The organism is Streptomyces sp. NPDC058464 (assembly GCF_042721035.1).
Classification (GTDB): domain Bacteria; phylum Actinomycetota; class Actinomycetes; order Streptomycetales; family Streptomycetaceae; genus Streptomyces.
In genome coordinates, this window is record NZ_JBHXMA010000002.1 from 447,758 (window position 1) to 464,732 (window position 16,975).

The 16,975-nt window shown below is 70.8% G+C and carries 16 protein-coding genes; 8 read left to right on the forward strand and 8 right to left on the reverse strand.

Annotated elements, in window-relative coordinates; translation table 11 throughout:
- Nucleotides 1-117: 117 nt before the first annotated feature.
- A complete protein-coding gene (locus ACFWPQ_RS05040) occupies nucleotides 118-819 on the forward strand; it encodes a DUF1707 domain-containing protein (RefSeq protein WP_384030028.1) in 702 nt (233 codons plus the stop codon).
- A 153-nt stretch (nucleotides 820-972) separates the two neighbouring features.
- A complete protein-coding gene (locus ACFWPQ_RS05045; RefSeq protein WP_089099070.1) occupies nucleotides 973-1,356 on the forward strand; it encodes a WhiB family transcriptional regulator in 384 nt (127 codons plus the stop codon).
- Between the two features lie 215 nt (nucleotides 1,357-1,571).
- Here the strand turns inward: ACFWPQ_RS05045 and glpX are convergent, their stop codons facing one another.
- The gene (gene glpX, locus ACFWPQ_RS05050) at nucleotides 1,572-2,609 is read right to left on the reverse strand and encodes a class II fructose-bisphosphatase (RefSeq protein ID WP_361292041.1); all 1,038 of its coding nucleotides are present in this window, start codon (nucleotides 2,607-2,609) and stop codon (nucleotides 1,572-1,574) included.
- Between the two features lie 126 nt (nucleotides 2,610-2,735).
- Between glpX and ACFWPQ_RS05055 the strand changes: the two genes are divergently transcribed.
- Nucleotides 2,736-3,260 (forward strand): DUF4245 domain-containing protein, encoded by a 525-nt coding sequence (locus ACFWPQ_RS05055; protein ID WP_384030031.1) that lies wholly within the window; start codon nucleotides 2,736-2,738, stop codon nucleotides 3,258-3,260.
- Nucleotides 3,261-3,380: 120 nt separating this feature from the next.
- On the opposite strand, the gene ACFWPQ_RS05060 is transcribed toward ACFWPQ_RS05055, so the two are convergent.
- The 3 genes from ACFWPQ_RS05060 to xseA all read right to left on the reverse strand — a co-directional run bounded on the left by ACFWPQ_RS05060 (nucleotide 3,381) and on the right by xseA (nucleotide 5,615).
- Entirely contained in the window at nucleotides 3,381-3,971 is a 591-nt protein-coding gene (locus ACFWPQ_RS05060) for a malonic semialdehyde reductase (RefSeq protein ID WP_384030033.1), read from the reverse strand.
- Between the two features lie 153 nt (nucleotides 3,972-4,124).
- Nucleotides 4,125-4,370, reverse strand: coding sequence for an exodeoxyribonuclease VII small subunit (locus ACFWPQ_RS05065; protein ID WP_384030035.1), 246 nt, complete (start codon nucleotides 4,368-4,370; stop codon nucleotides 4,125-4,127).
- Between the two features lie 36 nt (nucleotides 4,371-4,406).
- Nucleotides 4,407-5,615 carry an exodeoxyribonuclease VII large subunit gene (gene xseA / locus ACFWPQ_RS05070; RefSeq protein ID WP_384030037.1) on the reverse strand — a complete coding sequence of 403 codons (1,209 nt, stop codon included), beginning with the start codon at nucleotides 5,613-5,615 and terminating at the stop codon, nucleotides 4,407-4,409.
- 119 nt (nucleotides 5,616-5,734) lie between these two features.
- Here xseA and ACFWPQ_RS05075 point away from each other — a divergent pair, with 119 nt between their 5' ends.
- On the forward strand, nucleotides 5,735-6,748 hold the full coding sequence (locus ACFWPQ_RS05075) for a 4-hydroxy-3-methylbut-2-enyl diphosphate reductase (protein WP_384030039.1): 1,014 nt from the start codon (nucleotides 5,735-5,737) through the stop codon (nucleotides 6,746-6,748).
- A 60-nt stretch (nucleotides 6,749-6,808) separates the two neighbouring features.
- A complete protein-coding gene (gene ppgK, locus ACFWPQ_RS05080; RefSeq protein WP_384030041.1) occupies nucleotides 6,809-7,558 on the forward strand; it encodes a polyphosphate--glucose phosphotransferase in 750 nt (249 codons plus the stop codon).
- A 42-nt stretch (nucleotides 7,559-7,600) separates the two neighbouring features.
- Here ppgK and ACFWPQ_RS05085 read toward each other — a convergent pair whose 3' ends face one another.
- Nucleotides 7,601-8,134: a DUF6542 domain-containing protein gene (locus ACFWPQ_RS05085; RefSeq protein WP_384030043.1), complete on the reverse strand. Its 534-nt coding sequence runs from the start codon at nucleotides 8,132-8,134 to the stop codon at nucleotides 7,601-7,603.
- A gap of 196 nt (nucleotides 8,135-8,330) precedes the next feature.
- On the opposite strand from ACFWPQ_RS05085, the gene ychF reads away from it, so the two are divergent.
- On the forward strand, nucleotides 8,331-9,419 hold the full coding sequence (gene ychF / locus ACFWPQ_RS05090; protein ID WP_350781368.1) for a redox-regulated ATPase YchF: 1,089 nt from the start codon (nucleotides 8,331-8,333) through the stop codon (nucleotides 9,417-9,419).
- 113 nt (nucleotides 9,420-9,532) lie between these two features.
- Here the strand turns inward: ychF and ACFWPQ_RS05095 are convergent, their stop codons facing one another.
- A complete protein-coding gene (locus ACFWPQ_RS05095; RefSeq protein WP_384030046.1) occupies nucleotides 9,533-10,114 on the reverse strand; it encodes a Uma2 family endonuclease in 582 nt (193 codons plus the stop codon).
- A gap of 196 nt (nucleotides 10,115-10,310) precedes the next feature.
- Nucleotides 10,311-11,786 (reverse strand): glycosyltransferase family 39 protein, encoded by a 1,476-nt coding sequence (locus tag ACFWPQ_RS05100; RefSeq protein WP_384030048.1) that lies wholly within the window; start codon nucleotides 11,784-11,786, stop codon nucleotides 10,311-10,313.
- A gap of 253 nt (nucleotides 11,787-12,039) precedes the next feature.
- On the opposite strand from ACFWPQ_RS05100, the gene ACFWPQ_RS05105 reads away from it, so the two are divergent.
- Nucleotides 12,040-14,238 (forward strand): DEAD/DEAH box helicase, encoded by a 2,199-nt coding sequence (locus ACFWPQ_RS05105; protein WP_384030050.1) that lies wholly within the window; start codon nucleotides 12,040-12,042, stop codon nucleotides 14,236-14,238.
- Nucleotides 14,239-14,327: 89 nt separating this feature from the next.
- Here ACFWPQ_RS05105 and ACFWPQ_RS05110 read toward each other — a convergent pair whose 3' ends face one another.
- On the reverse strand, nucleotides 14,328-15,329 hold the full coding sequence (locus ACFWPQ_RS05110; protein ID WP_384030052.1) for a LacI family DNA-binding transcriptional regulator: 1,002 nt from the start codon (nucleotides 15,327-15,329) through the stop codon (nucleotides 14,328-14,330).
- 249 nt (nucleotides 15,330-15,578) lie between these two features.
- Between ACFWPQ_RS05110 and ACFWPQ_RS05115 the strand changes: the two genes are divergently transcribed.
- Nucleotides 15,579-16,913, forward strand: coding sequence for an ABC transporter substrate-binding protein (locus tag ACFWPQ_RS05115; protein WP_384030054.1), 1,335 nt, complete (start codon nucleotides 15,579-15,581; stop codon nucleotides 16,911-16,913).
- The last annotated feature ends 62 nt before the right edge of the window (nucleotides 16,914-16,975 follow it).

Here is a 16,975-nt window from a genome sequence, read left to right on the forward strand (position 1 = left end):
GAACCTGCCACTGACGGGGAGCCTGTGAGGTAAGGCTCAGTTCGCGGACCGTACGGGTTTTCCACAGGTCGCGACGAGGGGTAGTCGCGATCTATCGCGTTTCGGTACGCTGCTGCCGTGGACCTTCAGAAGCAGCCCCCTCGTGAGCACGCCGGAGCGCCGGTCGCCGAGCTGCGCGCCTCGGACGCCGACCGCGACCGCGTCGCCGACATCCTGCGGGAGGCCCTCGCCGAGGGGCGCCTGACCGCCGACGAGCACGCCGAGCGCGTGGAGGGGGTGCTGAACGCCAAGACGGTGGGTGAGCTGGAGGTCTTCATACGGGACCTGCCCGCGGCCCACGCCGGCCCGGCCGCCCCGGCCTACACGCCGGTGCCGCCCCGGCCGACGCCCGGCGCGATCCCCGTCGAGGCGGACAGCAACGTGGTGGCGGTCTTCAGCAGCGCCCGCCGCCGGGGCCGCTGGCGGGCCGGCCGCAGGCTGCACGCCTACGCGGTCTTCGGCTCGATCGAGCTCGACCTCACCGAGGCGATCTTCGAGTACCAGCAGGTCGTCATCAAGGCGGTCTCGGTCTTCGGCGACGTCCAGATCCGTGTCCCGGAGAACGTGTCGCTGCGCGGCACCGGCGGCGGTGTGCTGGGCAACTTCGAGGCGGACACGCTGGATTCGGTCGACCCCGACGCGCCGGTCGTCTACGTCGACGGGTGGGCCGTCCTCGGCAACGTGGAGGCGCGGCCGAAGCGCGGCAAGCTCATCGAGGACATCCTGGACCGGGTTCAGGACAAGGTCGACAGAAAGCTGCGCAAACACCTGGACCGTTGACGGTCGCGAATCACTCCCGGCCCGGCGGCCCCAGGGGTCGTGAACAAGCCGCCGTACTACGGCTGTTGAGGACGCTGTGCATAGGCCCGCGCACAGCGGGTAGGCCTTGCTGCATCGTCTCTCGCTCGCGAAGCCGTCGTCAGGAGTAGACCCGTGCTGCAACCGCCGCATTCGTCCCTGCAGGTAGCTGCCGTACCGGCCCAGCGGGTGCCAGTGCGGGACAGGGACCAAGACGCCCCCTGGCACACCGAGGCGGTGTGCCGGCGCGACGAGGCAGGCCTGTTCTTCGCACCCTCCAAGGAACCCACCGCCGCCCGGCTGTCCCGGGAGGAGGCGGCGAAGCGGGTCTGCGCCCGCTGTCCGGTGATGGTCGAGTGCCGCGAACACGCGCTGCTCCAGCCCGAGCCCTACGGCGTCTGGGGCGGCCTCACCGCCGCCGAACGCCGCGTGGTCCTGGCCCGCCGCAGGCGCCGCGACATGGAACTGAAGAAGGCGGCGAGGGCGGCGGCGGCCAACCGCATAGCACAGGCAGGCTGACGAAAAGGCGCCCTCACCGCACCGAGGGCGCCTTTCGCACTGCGCCCGTCAGGGGCGCTGGGCTGTACTGATGTGCGGCTGCCGCCGCGTGGGCGCGACCGGCGGTGTCTCGCAGCGCCGCTGGTGGCAACCCCCTGGGGGCGCGGGGAACTGCGCGACCAGCCACGACGCACCCGCAGCCGCCGACGAGGCCCGCAGCCCCTCCCCCTCAGGCGCTACTTGGCCTTGTCGAAATCGACCGTGCTGTAAGCGCGCAGCTTCCGCAGCCGATGCTCGGAGTCGATCCGCCGCACCGTCCCCGACTTCGACCGCATCACGATCGACTCGGTCAGCGCGGTCTCCGACCGGTACCGCACGCCCCGCAGCAGCTCACCGTCGGTGATACCGGTGGCCACGAAGAACACGTTCTCGCCGGTCACCAGATCCTCGGTCGTCAGGACCCGGTCCAGATCGTGCCCGGCGTCGATGGCCCGCTGCCGCTCCTCGTCGTCCTTGGGCCACAGCTTGCCCTGGATGGTGCCGCCCAGGCACTTCACCGCGCACGCCGAGATGATGCCCTCGGGCGTGCCGCCGATCCCGAGCAGCATGTCGACGCCCGTGCCCTCGCGCAGCGCGTAGATCGACCCGGCGACGTCACCGTCGGAGATCAGCTTGATGCGCGCGCCGGCCTCCCGGATCTCCTTGATGATCCCTTCGTGCCGAGGCCGGTCGAGGATGACGACGGTCACGTCCTCCGGGGTGGCCCGCTTCGCCTTGGCGACCCGCCGGATGTTGACGGAGACGGGCGCGTTGATGTCGACGAAGTCCGCCGCCTCCGGGCCCGTGACCAGCTTGTCCATGTAGAAGACGGCGGACGGGTCGAACATGGCCCCGCGCTCGGCCGCGGCCAGCACGGCGATCGCGTTGGGCATGCCCTTGGCGGTCAGCGTCGTCCCGTCGATGGGGTCGACGGCGATGTCGACCTCGGGACCGGTGCCGTCACCGATGCGCTCTCCGTTGAAGAGCATCGGGGCCTCGTCCTTCTCGCCCTCGCCGATGACGACCACGCCGTTCATCGACACGGTGGAGACGAGGGTCCGCATGGCGCGCACCGCGGCGCCGTCGGCGCCGTTCTTGTCGCCGCGGCCGACCCAGCGTCCCGCGGCCATCGCCGCGGCTTCGGTCACCCGGACGAGCTCCAGGGCGAGGTTGCGGTCGGGGGCCTCGGAGGGGACATCGAGTTCGGACGGCAGGTGATGATGATTCTCGGTCATCGGTACGCACCTTTCTGATACGACGACGGCCGGATGAGGGTTTTCCCGTCGACTCTATCGTCAGGCTGACAAAATGAGCAGGGGACCCCACGGATGAGCGCAGCGGGCACCTGCGACGATAGGGGCGTGGCAGGCACGAACGGCAAGCAGAAGACGGTCCGGGACATGATTCTCTCCCTGGCCCTGATCGGCCTCGCGGCGGGCTTCATCTACCTGCTCGTCCCGCACGACGATCACGCTCCCGACATCCAGCGGGTCGACTACCGGGTCGAGCTGCTGACGGCGCGACGCGCGGCGAGCTACCCGGTGGCCGCGCCGGAGGGTCTGCCCGGCACCTGGAAGGCCACCTCGGTCCGCTTCCAGGGCGAGGACGGGGACCGCTGGCACCTCGGCTACCAGACCCCCGACGGTCAGTACGTCCAGATCGAGCAGTCGACTCAGAAGCGCGCGGACTTCGTCGACGACGCCAGCCAGGGCGCGTCGGCCACGAAGACGACGGAGAAGATCGGCGACCGCACCTGGACGCACTACACCGGCGGCCGCTACGACGCGCTGGTGCTGGACGGCACCTCCGGCTCGACCACGGTGGTGGCCGGCACGGCCTCCTTCGCCCAGCTGACGAAGATGGCCGCGGCGCTGAAGATGTCCTGACGCGGGCGCCGCGCCCCGCGTGCGACCCGACCCGCGTGCGACGCGACCCGACCCGCGAACGCGAGAGGCCCCCGGCGCCGTTGCCGGGGGCCTCTTCCGCATTCGCGCGAGCGCTGCGACTCAGACGGTCGTGACGACGTCGTCGTAGGCCAGGCGCGGGGAGCGCGGGAACCAGGCGTCCGGACCCGGCCTGCCGATGTTGACGACCACGAACGGGGTGTGGTCGTCGTCCAGGAACTCCTTCTGGATGCCCGCGAAGTCGACGCCGGTCATCGGGCCGGCGGCGAGGCCGGCGGCACGGATACCGATGATGAAGTAGGCGGCCTGGAGGGCGGCGTTCAGGGCCGCGCTGCCCTCACGCACCGCGCGGTCGCCGAAGACGGCGTCCTTGGCCTGCGGGAAGTGCGGGAACAGCTCCGGCAGCTCCTCGTGGAACTCGTTGTCCGCGGCGAGGATCGCGACCAGCGGCGCGGTGGCGGTCTTCTTCTGGTTGCCCTCGGCCATGTACGGCACGAGGCGCTCGCGGGCCTCGGGGGAGCGGACCAGGACCACGCGCAGCGGCGACTGGTTCATGGAGGTCGGGCCGAACTTGACCAGGTCGTAGATCGCCTGGACCTGCTCGTCGGTCACCGGCTCGTCGGTGAAGGTGTTGGCGGTGCGGGCCTCGCGGAACAGCAGGTCCTGAGCGGTGGGGTCGAGAACGAGAGACATGGTTGAACTTCCTAGAGGTCGCGTCGCGATTCACATCCGGACCGTGGTCCGGATAGGCTGACGGCACGACGATAGGCGAAGGAAGATTCAAGGTTCAACAAAAACCGGACCGTAGTGATCCGCCTCACAACGACCGCAGGCCGACCGCCCCGCTCAGTCCTCCTCCGCGTCCCCTTCCTCCTCGTCCCCCTCGTCCTCCTCGGCCAGCGCCGCGTCCAGCCGGGCCCGCGCCCCCTCCAGCCACCGCCGGCACACCTTGGCCAGCTCCTCGCCCCGCTCCCAGAGCGCCAGGGACTCCTCGAGGCTCGTCCCGCCGGCCTCCAGCCGCCGCACGGTCTCGATCAGCTCGTCCCGCGCCTGCTCGTACGAGAGGGCGACCTCTTCGGTCCTGCTGCTCATGCACTGACCTTTCTCATCGACTCGTACGACCCGGCGTCAACCGTCGGCCCGCACCGTGAACTCGCCCTCCGCGACCCGCGCCCGCAACGCCTCACCCGGCTCGACTTGCCCGGGGTCCCGCACCACATGACCGTCGCCCTTCTGCAGCACGGCGTAACCGCGCTTCAGCGTGGCGGCGGGGGAGAGGGCCACCACGCGCGCGTGCGTGTGCGTCAGCTCGGAGTCGGCGCGGTCGAGCAGATGCCCGAGGGTGCGCCGCGAACGGTCGACCAGCGAGGAGACGTGATCGGCGCGCTCGTCGACCATCCGGTGCGGATCCTCCATGGCCGGCCGCGCGAGCGCATGCGCCAGCCCCCGCTCCTCCCGCGCCACCAACGCATCGACACTTCGCCGCCCCCGGTCCCGCAGCATCCGCACCCGCTCCAGCTCCTCCCCGACATCCGGGACGACCTTCTTGGCGGCGTCGGTGGGGGTGGAGGCACGCAGGTCGGCCACGTAGTCGAGCAGCGGGGTGTCCGGCTCGTGCCCGATGGCGGACACCACGGGCGTACGGCACTCGGCGACCGTCCGCACCAACTGCTCGTCGGAGAACGGCAGCAGATCCTCCACGCTGCCGCCCCCGCGCGCGACGATGATCACATCCACCTCCTCCATCGCGTCGAGCTCCTTCACGGCCTGCACGACCTGCGGCACCGCGTGCACGCCCTGCACCGGCACGTTCCGCACCTCGAAGCGCACCGCCGGCCACCGGTGCCGGGCGTTCTCCAGCACGTCCCGCTCGGCGGCCGAGGCCCGCCCGCACACCAGCCCGATCAACTGCGGCAGGAACGGCAGCCGCTTCTTCCGCTCGGCGGCGAACAGCCCCTCCGCGGCCAGCGTCTTCTTGAGCATCTCCAGCCGCGCCAGCAGCTCCCCGACCCCGACCGGCCTTATCTCGGCGGCCCGCAGGGACAGCTGCCCACGCGGCGCGTACCACTCCGGCTTCGCGTGGACGACGACCCGGGCCCCCTCGCCGACCACGTCGGCCACCGCGTCGAACACCTGCCGGTAGCAGGTGACGCCGATCGAGATGTCGTGCGACGGATCCCGCAACGTCAGAAACACGACGCCTGCCCCCGGCCGCCGCGAGAGCTGGGTGATCTGCCCCTCGACCCAGACGGCCCCGAGCCGATCGATCCACCCCCCGATGAGCCGGGAGATCTCCCCGACGGGAACGGGAGCTTCGGCGGACGTGTTCAAAGCCATGCGCCGAGAGTAACGGCGCACACTGACAGGCAGACCGGCACCACAACCCGGCCGGCCCGCCGGTCTCCCCGGGATCGTCACCCGGACGCGATCTTCGACCCCCCGAACGCGGCCTTACGATGGGTGCCATGACTGCTTCGCCTGGCCGCCGTGTCCTGCTCGCCGCCCCCCGTGGCTACTGCGCGGGTGTGGACCGCGCCGTGATCGCCGTCGAGAAGGCCCTGGAACAGTACGGGGCCCCGATCTATGTCCGGCACGAGATCGTCCACAACAAGTACGTCGTGCAGACCCTGGAGAAGAAGGGCGCGATCTTCGTCGAGCGGACCGAGGAGGTCCCGCCGGGGAACATCGTGATGTTCTCCGCGCACGGCGTCGCCCCCGTCGTCCACGAGGAGGCCGAGCGCGGCCGCCTCGCCACCATCGACGCGACCTGCCCGCTGGTCACCAAGGTCCACAAGGAAGCGGTCCGCTTCGCGGGCGAGGACTACGACATCCTCCTGATCGGCCACGAGGGCCACGAGGAGGTCATCGGCACCTCCGGCGAGGCCCCCGACCACATCCAGCTGGTCGACGGCCCGGCGGACGTCGCCAAGGTCGAGGTCCGCGACGAGTCCAAGGTGGTCTGGCTCTCCCAGACCACCCTCTCCGTCGACGAGACCATGGAGACCGTCGACGCGCTGAAGGAGAAGTTCCCGCAGCTGATCTCGCCGCCCAGCGACGACATCTGCTACGCCACGCAGAACCGCCAGCTCGCCGTGAAGCAGATGGGCGCCGAGGCCGAACTGGTCATCGTGGTCGGCTCCCGCAACTCCTCCAACTCCAAGCGGCTCGTCGAGGTCGCCAAGCTGGCCGGCTCCCGCGCGGCCTACCTGGTGGACTTCGCCGGCGAGATCGACGAGGCCTGGCTGGAGGGCGTGACGACCGTCGGCGTCACCTCCGGTGCCTCCGTGCCCGAGGTGCTGGTCGAGCAGGTCCTGGAGTGGCTCGCCGAGCGCGGCTACGGCGACGTCGAGATCGTCAAGGCGGCCGAGGAGTCCATCACCTTCTCCCTTCCCAAGGAACTCCGCCGTGACCTGCGCGAAGAGGCGGCCACCCTGGTCGCCGAGCGCGGCGGCACCGGCGCCGGGGTGTAAGGACCGTCCGTACAGTCCTCCGGCGTCGTGACTGTCAGTCGTACGACGTAACGTGTAGCCATGCAGATCTTCGGCGTGGACATCGGTGGTTCCGGGATCAAGGGCGCTCCCGTGGACCTGGACAAGGGCGACCTGGCCCAGGAGCGGTGCAAGGTGCTGACCCCGCACCCGGCGACGCCCGACAGCGTCGCCGACGGGGTCAAGCAGGTGGTCGACCACTTCGGCTGGAGCGGCCCGGTCGGGCTCACCTTCCCCGGCGTGATCACCGACGGCACTCACATCCGCACGGCGGCGAACGTCGACAAGAGCTGGATCGACACCGACGCGCGCACGCTGTTCAGCGAGCGGCTCGGCGGTCTCCCGGTGACCGTGGTGAACGACGCGGACGCGGCCGGCGTGGCCGAGATGGAGTTCGGCGCCGGCCGGGACCGCAAGGGCGTGGTCATCCTGCTCACCTTCGGCACCGGCATCGGCAGCGCCCTGTTCGTCGACGGCGAGCTGGTCCCCAACACCGAGCTGGGCCACCTGGAGCTGGACGGCCACGACGCGGAGAAGAAGGCGTCCAGCAAGGTCAAGGAGGACCACGACCTCAGCTGGGAGCAGTGGGCGAGCCGGGTCAACAGGTACCTGGCACACGTCGAGATGCTCTTCACCCCGAACCTGTTCATCATCGGCGGCGGGGTGAGCCGCAAGGCCGACAAGTTCCTGCCGTACATCCAGGGCGTCAAGGCCGAGATCGTCCCGGCCCAGCTGCAGAACAACGCGGGGATCGTGGGCGCCGCGATGCGCGCGGCCCACCACGCCAAGTAGCCACGTGGCCAGGTAGCCGCCACCACGGCCCACGGCCCGTGGTCAGGCTCTGCGGCGGCGCCGGATCAGCCGGATCCGGCGGACGATGACGATCACCCCGGCGATCAGCGTCCCGCCGTAGAGCCAGCCGGCCTGCGTGGACAGGGCCGTCACCAGGCCCATCAGCCCGCCCAGGAAACCGCCGCCGTCGTCGTCGACGGCCAGCAGACCCACGGCGAAGGCGATCGGGACGACGACGGGGGCGGTCAGCAGATCGCCCCCGCGCACCCACAGCGCGCTCAGCGCGGACACCGGCAGGAACAGCACGCCGTACACGGTCAGGGACGCCCCGAGCAGCAGGTCGTCGAGGAAGCCGAGCAGGAACATCGCGGCCATGCAGAAGAGGCCGCAGCCGAGCCCCGTGAGCCGTGGACCCGGCAGCCGCGCGGGCCCTGCCACCGGTGCCGGACGCGACCTTCCCGGAGCGGGCCGGCGCTCGGGCGTCCCCGGCCGCCGTCTCGCCTGCGGCGGCAGCGGCGCACGGGGGGCGCCCCGGCGCGGTCCGGGCTGTCGGGGGCGGGTCCTGCGTTGCTCCATCGGACCAACTTAGGTCGGTTAATGTGCCCAGTCGGGGCCCAGACACGCCGAAACCAAGCCGAAGAGGAGAGCTTGGCCAGGTGTTCGACGCGGCCGCCGGCCGGGGGTACCGAACCCCGTAAACTGGTGGATCGGCCGGCCCGCCGGCACGGGCAGCCCCTGGCCCGCTCACCCTCTCACTACGGGAAGTCGCAACGTGTCGCTCACGATCGGAATCGTCGGCCTGCCCAATGTCGGCAAGTCGACCCTGTTCAACGCCCTGACCAAGAACGACGTGCTGGCGGCCAACTACCCGTTCGCCACGATCGAGCCCAACGTGGGTGTCGTCGGCGTCCCCGACGCCCGCCTGGCCAAGCTGGCGTCGATCTTCAAGTCGGAGCGCATCCTTCCGGCCACGGTCGACTTCGTCGACATCGCGGGCATCGTCCGCGGCGCCTCGGAGGGTGAGGGCCTGGGCAACAAGTTCCTCGCGAACATTCGTGAGTCCGACGCGATCTGCCAGGTCATCCGCGCCTTCAAGGACGAGAACGTCGTACACGTCGACGGCAAGGTCTCGCCGAAGGACGACATCGAGACGATCAACACCGAGCTGATCCTCGCCGACCTCCAGACGATCGAGAAGGTCCTGCCGCGCCTCCAGAAGGAGTCGCGCATCAAGAAGGACGTGGCCCCGAAGGTCAAGGCCGTCGAGGAGGCCAAGGAGATCCTGGAGAAGGGCGACACGCTGTTCTCCCAGGGCATCCTCCAGGGCTCGGACCGCGCCGAGCTCCTCCACGACCTGCACCTCCTCACCACCAAGCCGTTCCTCTACGTCTTCAACGTCGACGAGGACGAGCTGACCGACGACACCTTCAAGGCCGAGCAGCGCGCCCTGGTCGCCCCCGCCGAGGCGATCTTCCTCAACGCCAAGCTGGAGCAGGACCTCGCGGAGCTCGACGAGGAGGACGCCCTGGAGCTGCTGGAGTCGGTCGGCGCCGAGGAGCCCGGCCTCGCCACCCTCGCCCGCGTCGGCTTCGACACCCTCGGCCTGCAGACCTACCTCACGGCCGGCCCCAAGGAATCCCGCGCCTGGACCATCAAGAAGGGCGCCACGGCTCCCGAGGCGGCCGGTGTCATCCACACCGACTTCCAGAAGGGCTTCATCAAGGCCGAGGTCATCTCCTTCGCCGACCTGGTCGAAACCGGTTCGGTGGCCGAGGCCCGCGCCAAGGGCAAGGCCCGCATGGAGGGCAAGGACTACGTGATGCAGGACGGGGACGTGGTGGAGTTCCGGTTCAACGTGTGATCGGTTCGTCCTTACTGCGTGCTAGAGGCCCCGCCAAGTGTGCAGGTCAGAAGGGGCCGGGCTCTGGTGAGCCCGGCCCCTTCGGTGTTCCCGTGCTGATGTGGTGCCGACTCCTAGTCGCCCCGCGGCGGGGTGAGCTTGTCGAGATCCAGGCTGATCTCGAAAGGCACCGGTCGCTTCAGCGTGCCCCGGAAGATGCCCGCGGGTGCGTAGGCTCCAGTCGGTTCGTCGAGCTCGTAGGCGTGCACGACGGGGGCGCCGTCTTCGTCCTCGATGCACCAGTAGTGCGGGATGCCCGCCTCCGCGTACTTGCGGAGCTTGACCGTGCGGTCCCGGTGCGCGGACTCGGGTGAGACGACTTCGATGACGAGTCGTACCTCGTCCGGCGCGAACCAGGTACGGTCGCCGTCGTAATGGGCGGTCGTCAACAGCAGATCGGGCTCGGGCCGGTTTCGCTCGTCCAGCTTTATGGTCATCCCGCGGCCGACCCTGACATCGGTGGGAGCCTGCTCCATGAGAGCGACGGTGAGCATGGTGACGAGGTGGCCGTGCCACCACCGCTGGGGCGACAGCATGAAGACGAGGGCTCCGTCGATCAGCTCGGTGTGGCGGGGTGCCTCGGGGAGGCGGTCCAGATCCTCCGCGAACCAGCCTTCCACGCGCGGCGGGCGCATCCAGTCGGGCAGTGCGGTCATGGCTCAACCGTAGCCACTCGGCGGGACTCGGGCCACGAGATGGTCAACGCGTGGCCGCCTGTCCACGGGACCGTGTCAACGGGGCCCGCCGCCCTACTGCTCCTCCTGTGCGCTGAGACCAGATGGGACTCGAACAGCCGTGTCCACCTGGTCACGGTTGGCGCGATCGCCGTCCCCCGCGACACGCCCCGCGCCGTCAGTCGTAGTGGAGGAAGCGGGGCCACAGGGTGTGCCACGGCCGCACCGGGCCGCGGCAGAGGTAGACGGCGCGGTGCTGTTCCTCGCTGTCGATGCGGTAGCCGCTGTCCAGCCGGCCCTCGATGCGGCAGTCGGCGAACTGGGCGGAGAGCCAGGCCCGGTCGTCGTAGCCGACGACGACTGCCGTACGGGCGGAGTCGGGTGGAGTGCCCAGGGTGCGCAGGGCGTTCTGCCCGCTGTAGAGGACCTGCCGGGGAACGCCGTGGGCGCCGCCGTAGCGGTCGAGGGCGCCGTACTCGCCGTAGTTGCCGGTGATGACGATCGCGCCGGGGCGGTAGACGGCGGCGATCTGGGAGACGTAGCGCGGCCAGCCGATCTCGTCGCTGAGGCCCTGGTCGGCCTCGGCGAGGTGCAGGCTCTGCTGGCTGTGGAGGGAGAGCACCGGCAGGGCGAACGTCACCGAGACCACCAGGTTGAGTCCGAGGAGCACGGCGAACAACCCTCGGCTGTGCCGCCGTTCGGCCAGCGCCCGCGCCACCGGCACGGAACCCACCGCGTGCAGGGTCAGCACCATGCCCATGGCGTAGTAGGGCTGTGCGGCGACGGCGCAGAGCAGCACCAGCAGCAGGAGGTATCCGACGCCGAAGGCGCGCACGGGCCGCAGCACCGGGTCGCGCAGCACCCGGAGCAGACCCGCGACTGCGATGTACGACAGGGGCAGTCCGACCGTCAGGAAGAAGAACGGGATGTTCAGCACGCCGCCCAGGGCGCCCTTGTCCGAGCGGAGGGCACCGGCCATGGTGAGCGCCGGGAAGTGGTGGGTGGCCTGGTAGACGAGGTTCGGTGCGCCGATCAGCGCGGCCAGCCCCATACCCGCCCACGGCCACCGCGACAGCAGCACCCGGCGCGGTCCGACCGCCAGCAGGCCGGCGCCCAGCGTGGCCAGAAGCAGCAGGACCAGCAGCTTGTTGTACAGCCCCACGCCGACCACCACGCCGACGGCGAGCCACCACCGCGGCCGGTCGCGCAGCAGGGCCCGGAAGACGAACAGCGCGACGGCGAGCCACACGACCATGTCCAGCGACGTGGTCACGAACAGATGCCCGAAGGCCAGCACGAGCGTCCCCGAGGAGGCCGCGGCCGCCAGCGTCTGGGCGCCGCGGCCGCCGCCGGTCTCACGGGCGATCAGCGCGCACAGGTACGCCACCGCTCCCGCCGCCAGGACCGCCGGGACCCGGAGGCCACGCACGGTGTCCCCGAACAGGGCGATCGAGGCGCGGGTGAGCAGCGGCGTGCCGGGCGGCTGGTCGACGTATCCCCACGCGGGATGCCGGCCCAGCACCCGGAAGTACAACTCGTCCCGGTGATAGCCGTACCGCGAGGCGAACATCAGCAGCAACGCCATCACCGCGAGCGCCACCACCGAGACCGGAAGCCAGGCGAATCCACGACGCTGCGGGCCGGTGTCCGTCACGGCGCGAACATAGCCGCGCACCGGACGTGTCCGGAAGCCTCACGCCGCAAGTGGTACGACGCTTCGTCAGTTGGGGCCCCGCCCGATGGGGGCACCCGCCCGCGCCGTCCGCCCGGATGATCTCGTACCGGGCCGGCCTCGGAACGGCGCCGACGCACGACCTCGGTCCCCGAAGCCCGGCGCCCGGGCGTTGCCCCGGTGGTGTCGGTGCGGGGTGGGAGGATGCCGGCACGGCGGATGAGGGGCGGGGCTCATGGGGCGGGACGAGCGGGGTGTGGTCGCGAAGGGAGCGCGGCTGGCCGAGGCGGCCCGGAACGTGGTCGATGACCACGGCAGGGCCGTCGAGGCGGTACGGGCGGCACTCACGCCGATCCACGACGCGGCGGTACGGCGGGAGCTCGACGCCATCCCGGTCGCCCGGCTCCAGGACGTCACCGAAGGCCGGCTGCGGCTCGGCGGCGTCGAGCAGAGCGGACTGCGGACGGTGGGCGCGGTGCTCGACGCGGGCGCGTACCGGCTGCTGCAGATACCCGGTGTCGGGCGGCGCACCGTCGACCAGATGCTCGCCGCGGCCCGCCGGCTCTCCGAGGCCGTGCACGAGACCGTGGCCGTCCACATCGACGTGGACCGGCCCGAGCCGGCCACCACCGCGCTCGTCGGGGCGCTGCACGTACTCGTGGAGGCCGGCCCGGACGCCCGGCGCGCCGTCGAGCGGGCCGGTGCTCTGGCGGAACGGCTGGAGCCCCTGCTGGCCGACGCCAGGCCGGCCGCCGGGCGGCTGCGGATGCTCCTGGCCGGCCGGGAGCGGAAGGCCCGCGCGCTGGCGGCGGTCGCCGAACTCGGTCCGCTGGTGGACGAGGCGGACCGGGGGCGGCTGCCCGAACTCTTCGCGCAGGCCTCGGTGGACCTGCTCCGGCGTCCGTCGTCCGACCTCGCCGCCTGGGCGGACTTCGAACTCCGGTCCGCCGAGTACTACAGCCTGCTCGCCGAGATCTCCGGCGCGGCGCCCGACACGGCCGCCGCCGAGGGCTTCCTGCCGGACGAGATCGCCGAGCGGGTCCGGACCCAGCACCTCGACGACTCCCACCGGCGGGTCTCCCTGCGCGGCTACCAGGCGTTCGGCGCCCGGTTCGCCCTCGCGCAGCGCAACGTGATCCTCGGCGACGAGATGGGCCTCGGGAAGACCATCCAGGCGATCGCCGTGCTGGCCCACCTGGCCGCCGAGGGGCAGAGCCACTTCATGGTGGTGTGCCCGGCGAGCGTCCTCGTGAACTGGACGCGGGAGATCGAGGCCCGCAGCGCCCTGCGCGTGCTGCTCCTGCACGGCCCCGACCGGCGCGACGCGTTCGCCGACTGGCAGGAGCGGGGCGGGGTCGCGGTGACCACGTTCGACGCGCTGCGCGGGTTTCCCGAACCGGGCGGCGGCGAGGTCGGCCTGTTCGTGGTCGACGAGGCGCACTCGGTGAAGAACCCGAAGGCCAAGCGGTCCCAGGCGGTGGCCCGGTGGGCGGAGCGCTGCGAGCGCACCCTCTTCATGACCGGCACCCCGATGGAGAACCGGGTCGCGGAGTTCCGCAACCTGGTCGGCATGCTCGACCGCGGCGTCGCGCAGTCCCTGGACGACGGTGACGCCCTGGCCGGATCGGTCGCCTTCCGCAAGGCCGTCGCCCCCGTCTACCTGCGGCGTAACCAGCGGGACGTGCTGTCGGAGCTGCCCAGCCTCCAGCACACCGACGAGTGGGAGGAGCTGAGCGCGTCGGACGAGGAGGCGTACCGCGACGCCGTACGCGCCGGCAACTTCATGGCGATGCGCAGGGCCGCCTACCTGCGCCCCGAGAAGTCGGCCAAGCTGGAGCGGCTCCGGGAGATCGTCGAGGAGTCCGGCGAGAACGGGCAGAAGACGGTGGTCTTCTCCAACTTCAAGGACGTCCTGCGCGTGGTCGAGGAGGCACTCGCCGCCGGCACCACGGTCTTCGGCCCGCTCACCGGCGCCGTCCCGGCCGCACGCCGGCAGCAGCTCGTCGACGACTTCGCCGCCGCCCCGGGCGCCGCGGTGCTGCTGGCGCAGATCCAGGCGGCGGGCGTCGGCCTCAACATGCAGGCCGCCTCGGTCGTCGTCATCTGCGAACCCCAGATCAAGCCGACCATCGAACACCAGGCGGTCGCCCGGGCCCACCGCATGGGCCAGGTCAGACCGGTCCGGGTGCACCGCCTGCTCGCCACCGGGGGAGTGGACGAGCGCCTGGTGAAGATGCTGGAGCGGAAGACCCGCCTGTTCGACGCCTACGCCCGCCGCAGCGCGGTGGCCGAGGCCACCCCGGACGCGGTCGACGTGTCGGACACCGAACTGGCCCGCCGGATCGTCGAGGAGGAACAGGCGCGTCTGGGCATGACGGCCCCGGACCGCGTCGAGAGCGCGGCCCCGGACCCCGTCGAGAGAGCCGACGCCTGACGCCCGGGCGAGAAAGCGTGGTGCTGCGACTTCGTCACCGTCGTGCCCCGAGCCCCGAGCCCCGAGCCCCAAGCCCTCAGCCAGGCCCCCTACGCCGACTCCCGCACCCGCAACTCCGCCCCCACCTTCAGCTGGTCCTCGGGCAGTGGGCCGCTGCCGGTCAGCAGGCGGGCCGCCTGTTCGACGGCGAGGGCGCCGAGGCTGCGGGTGTCCAGGGCCACCGTGGTCAGCTGTGGTTCGACCAGCGTGCCGAGCCCCAGGCCGTCGAAGCCGACCAGGGCGAGGTCCCGGGGGACCTGCCGGCCGAGCCGGCGCGCGGCGCGCAACGCGCCTATCGCGATGATGTCGTTGAACGTGAACACGGCGGTCAGGTCCGGGTACCGGGCGAGGAGTTCCTGGAGCGCCCGCTCGCCGCCCTCGACGCTCTGGTCCGCGCGGGCCACCGAACCGGAGTCCAGCCCGCACGCGGACATCGCGGCGTCGAACCACTCGTGCCGGATGCTCGGCTCGGAGCGTTCCGCGTGGTCGAGCATGCCGATGTGCCGGTGCCCGGCCCCGGTCAGGTGCCGTATCGCCGCGTGGACGCCCGCCTCGCCGTCGATCAGGATCGAACTGAAGCGTTCCGTGCGGTGCTTGCGGTCGATGAGGACGACGGGGAGCCCGCGGGTGAGCCGCGCGATCTCGTCCTCCGGCAGGCTCAGGTAGCCCACCACCGCGTCCACCTGGGAGGCGATCACCTCCAGGGTGCCGCGCTCCTCCTCGACCCGGTCGCCGGTGTCGTACACGACCACGTGCCAGCCGCGTCCCCGTGCCGCGTCCAGAGCGGCGGCGGCGACCTCGGTGAAGAACGGGTTGAGCAGGTCGGGGATGACCAGGCCGACGCTGAACGTGTCCTGCCGCACCAGCCCCCTGGCGAACCGGCTCGGCCGGTACCCCAGCGCGAGGGCCGCGTCCAGGACCCGCTGCTTCGTGGAGACGCCGATCTCGCCCTTGTCGTTGAGCGCCCGTGACACGGTCTGCCGGGACACTCCGGCGGCCTCGGCCACATCGTCGATCGTCACCCTGCGGGGTCCGGTTCCCGACGACGCCATCGCGCACCTCCGTGAAATTGCCGACGCGCCCGCGTCGCAGGGACACCGAGTATGCCCGGGTCCGACGTCATGAGCCTTGACACTCCGGCGGACCGGAGCTCACACTCCCAATCAACTTCCCGTTACCGCTCCCGTGAGCGCTCACGTTACCGCTCACGGACCCTAATTCCAATCAGAAGGCAGCCGCCTCCAGGAGTCAACGTCGACCCGCCTGACCACCTTCGCCAGGCGTTCTCTGGAACGGAAGACATGACCAGCACAGTCACGCGCACCCGCCTCGCCGTCGCAGCCGCCACGGCCGGCATCGTCGTACTCGCCGGGTGTTCCTCGTCCGGCTCGTCGGACAAGGCGTCCGCATCCTCCTGCGAGCCCGCGAAGGGCAAGGTCACCCTCCAGTACTGGAACACCGTTCCGGGCATGGACAAGGTCGTCGACCTGTGGAACAAGCAGCATCCGAACGTCCAGGTCGAGACGAAGAACATCTCCAACGACCAGTACGGCACCCTCGGCAACGCCCTCAAGGCGAACAAGGCTCCGGACCTCGCCCAGGTCGGCTACGACGAACTCCCGAACCTGCGCACCCAGAGCGCCTTCGTGGACGCCTCCGCCTGCAAGGCGGCCACCGCGGCCGAGTCGAAGTTCGTGCCGTGGACCTGGTCGCAGACCAGCTTCGGCGGCACCGGCGTGTTCGCGATCCCGCAGGACACCGGGCCGATGGCGCTCTACGTCCGCAGCGACCTCTTCAAGAAGTACGACGTCGCCGTGCCCACGACCTGGGACGAGTACGCGACGGCCGCCGAGAAGCTGCACAAGGCTGACCCGAACCTCGACATCACGTTCTTCGACCCGAACAACGCCGAGTGGTTCAACGGGCTCCTCTGGCAGAACGACGCCAAGATGTACGGCTACTCCGGCGACAAGTGGCAGGTCAGCGTCGACTCGGCACAGAGCAAGCAGGTCGCCGACTACTGGCAGAAGCTGATCTCCGAGAAGGTCGTGCGCACCGACCTCGCCCACGGCTCGACCCAGATGTACGCGGCGTACCAGAAGGACCAGCTCGCCACCTACGTCGGCGCCGCCTGGGGCTACAGCATGTTCCGCGACAACCTGCCCAAGCAGGCCGGGAAGTGGACCATCGTCCCGATGCCGACGTGGGGCGCGAACGGCTCCTCCGGTGACTGGGGCGGCTCGACCGTCGCGTTCATGAAGGGCGGCAAGCACCTCTACGAGTCGGTCGAGTTCAACACCTGGCTGAACACCGACCCGGACGCCCTGGCGCTGGAGAACAAGCTGGGCGGCCTCTACCCGGCGGCCACCGCGGGCCTGGACCTGCCCGCGCTGAAGCAGGGCGTGCCGTACTACAACAACCAGAAGATCTTCGACGTCTTCGCCGACGCCTCCAAGAAGATCGACACCAGCTTCGCCTGGGGCCCCACGCAGAAGACCGTGAACCTGGCCCTCCAGGACGCGATGGCCAAGGCCGCGGCCGGCAGCGGCACCCTCGACGACGCGCTCGCGACCGCCCAGGCCGCCGCGCTGAAGTCGATGAAGGACCAGGCGATCCCGGCGACGGCGGGCAAGTGACCGTTCGATGACCGACCTCGCAACCCGCTCGGCCGGCGTGCGAACCACGCCCGGGGGCCGCC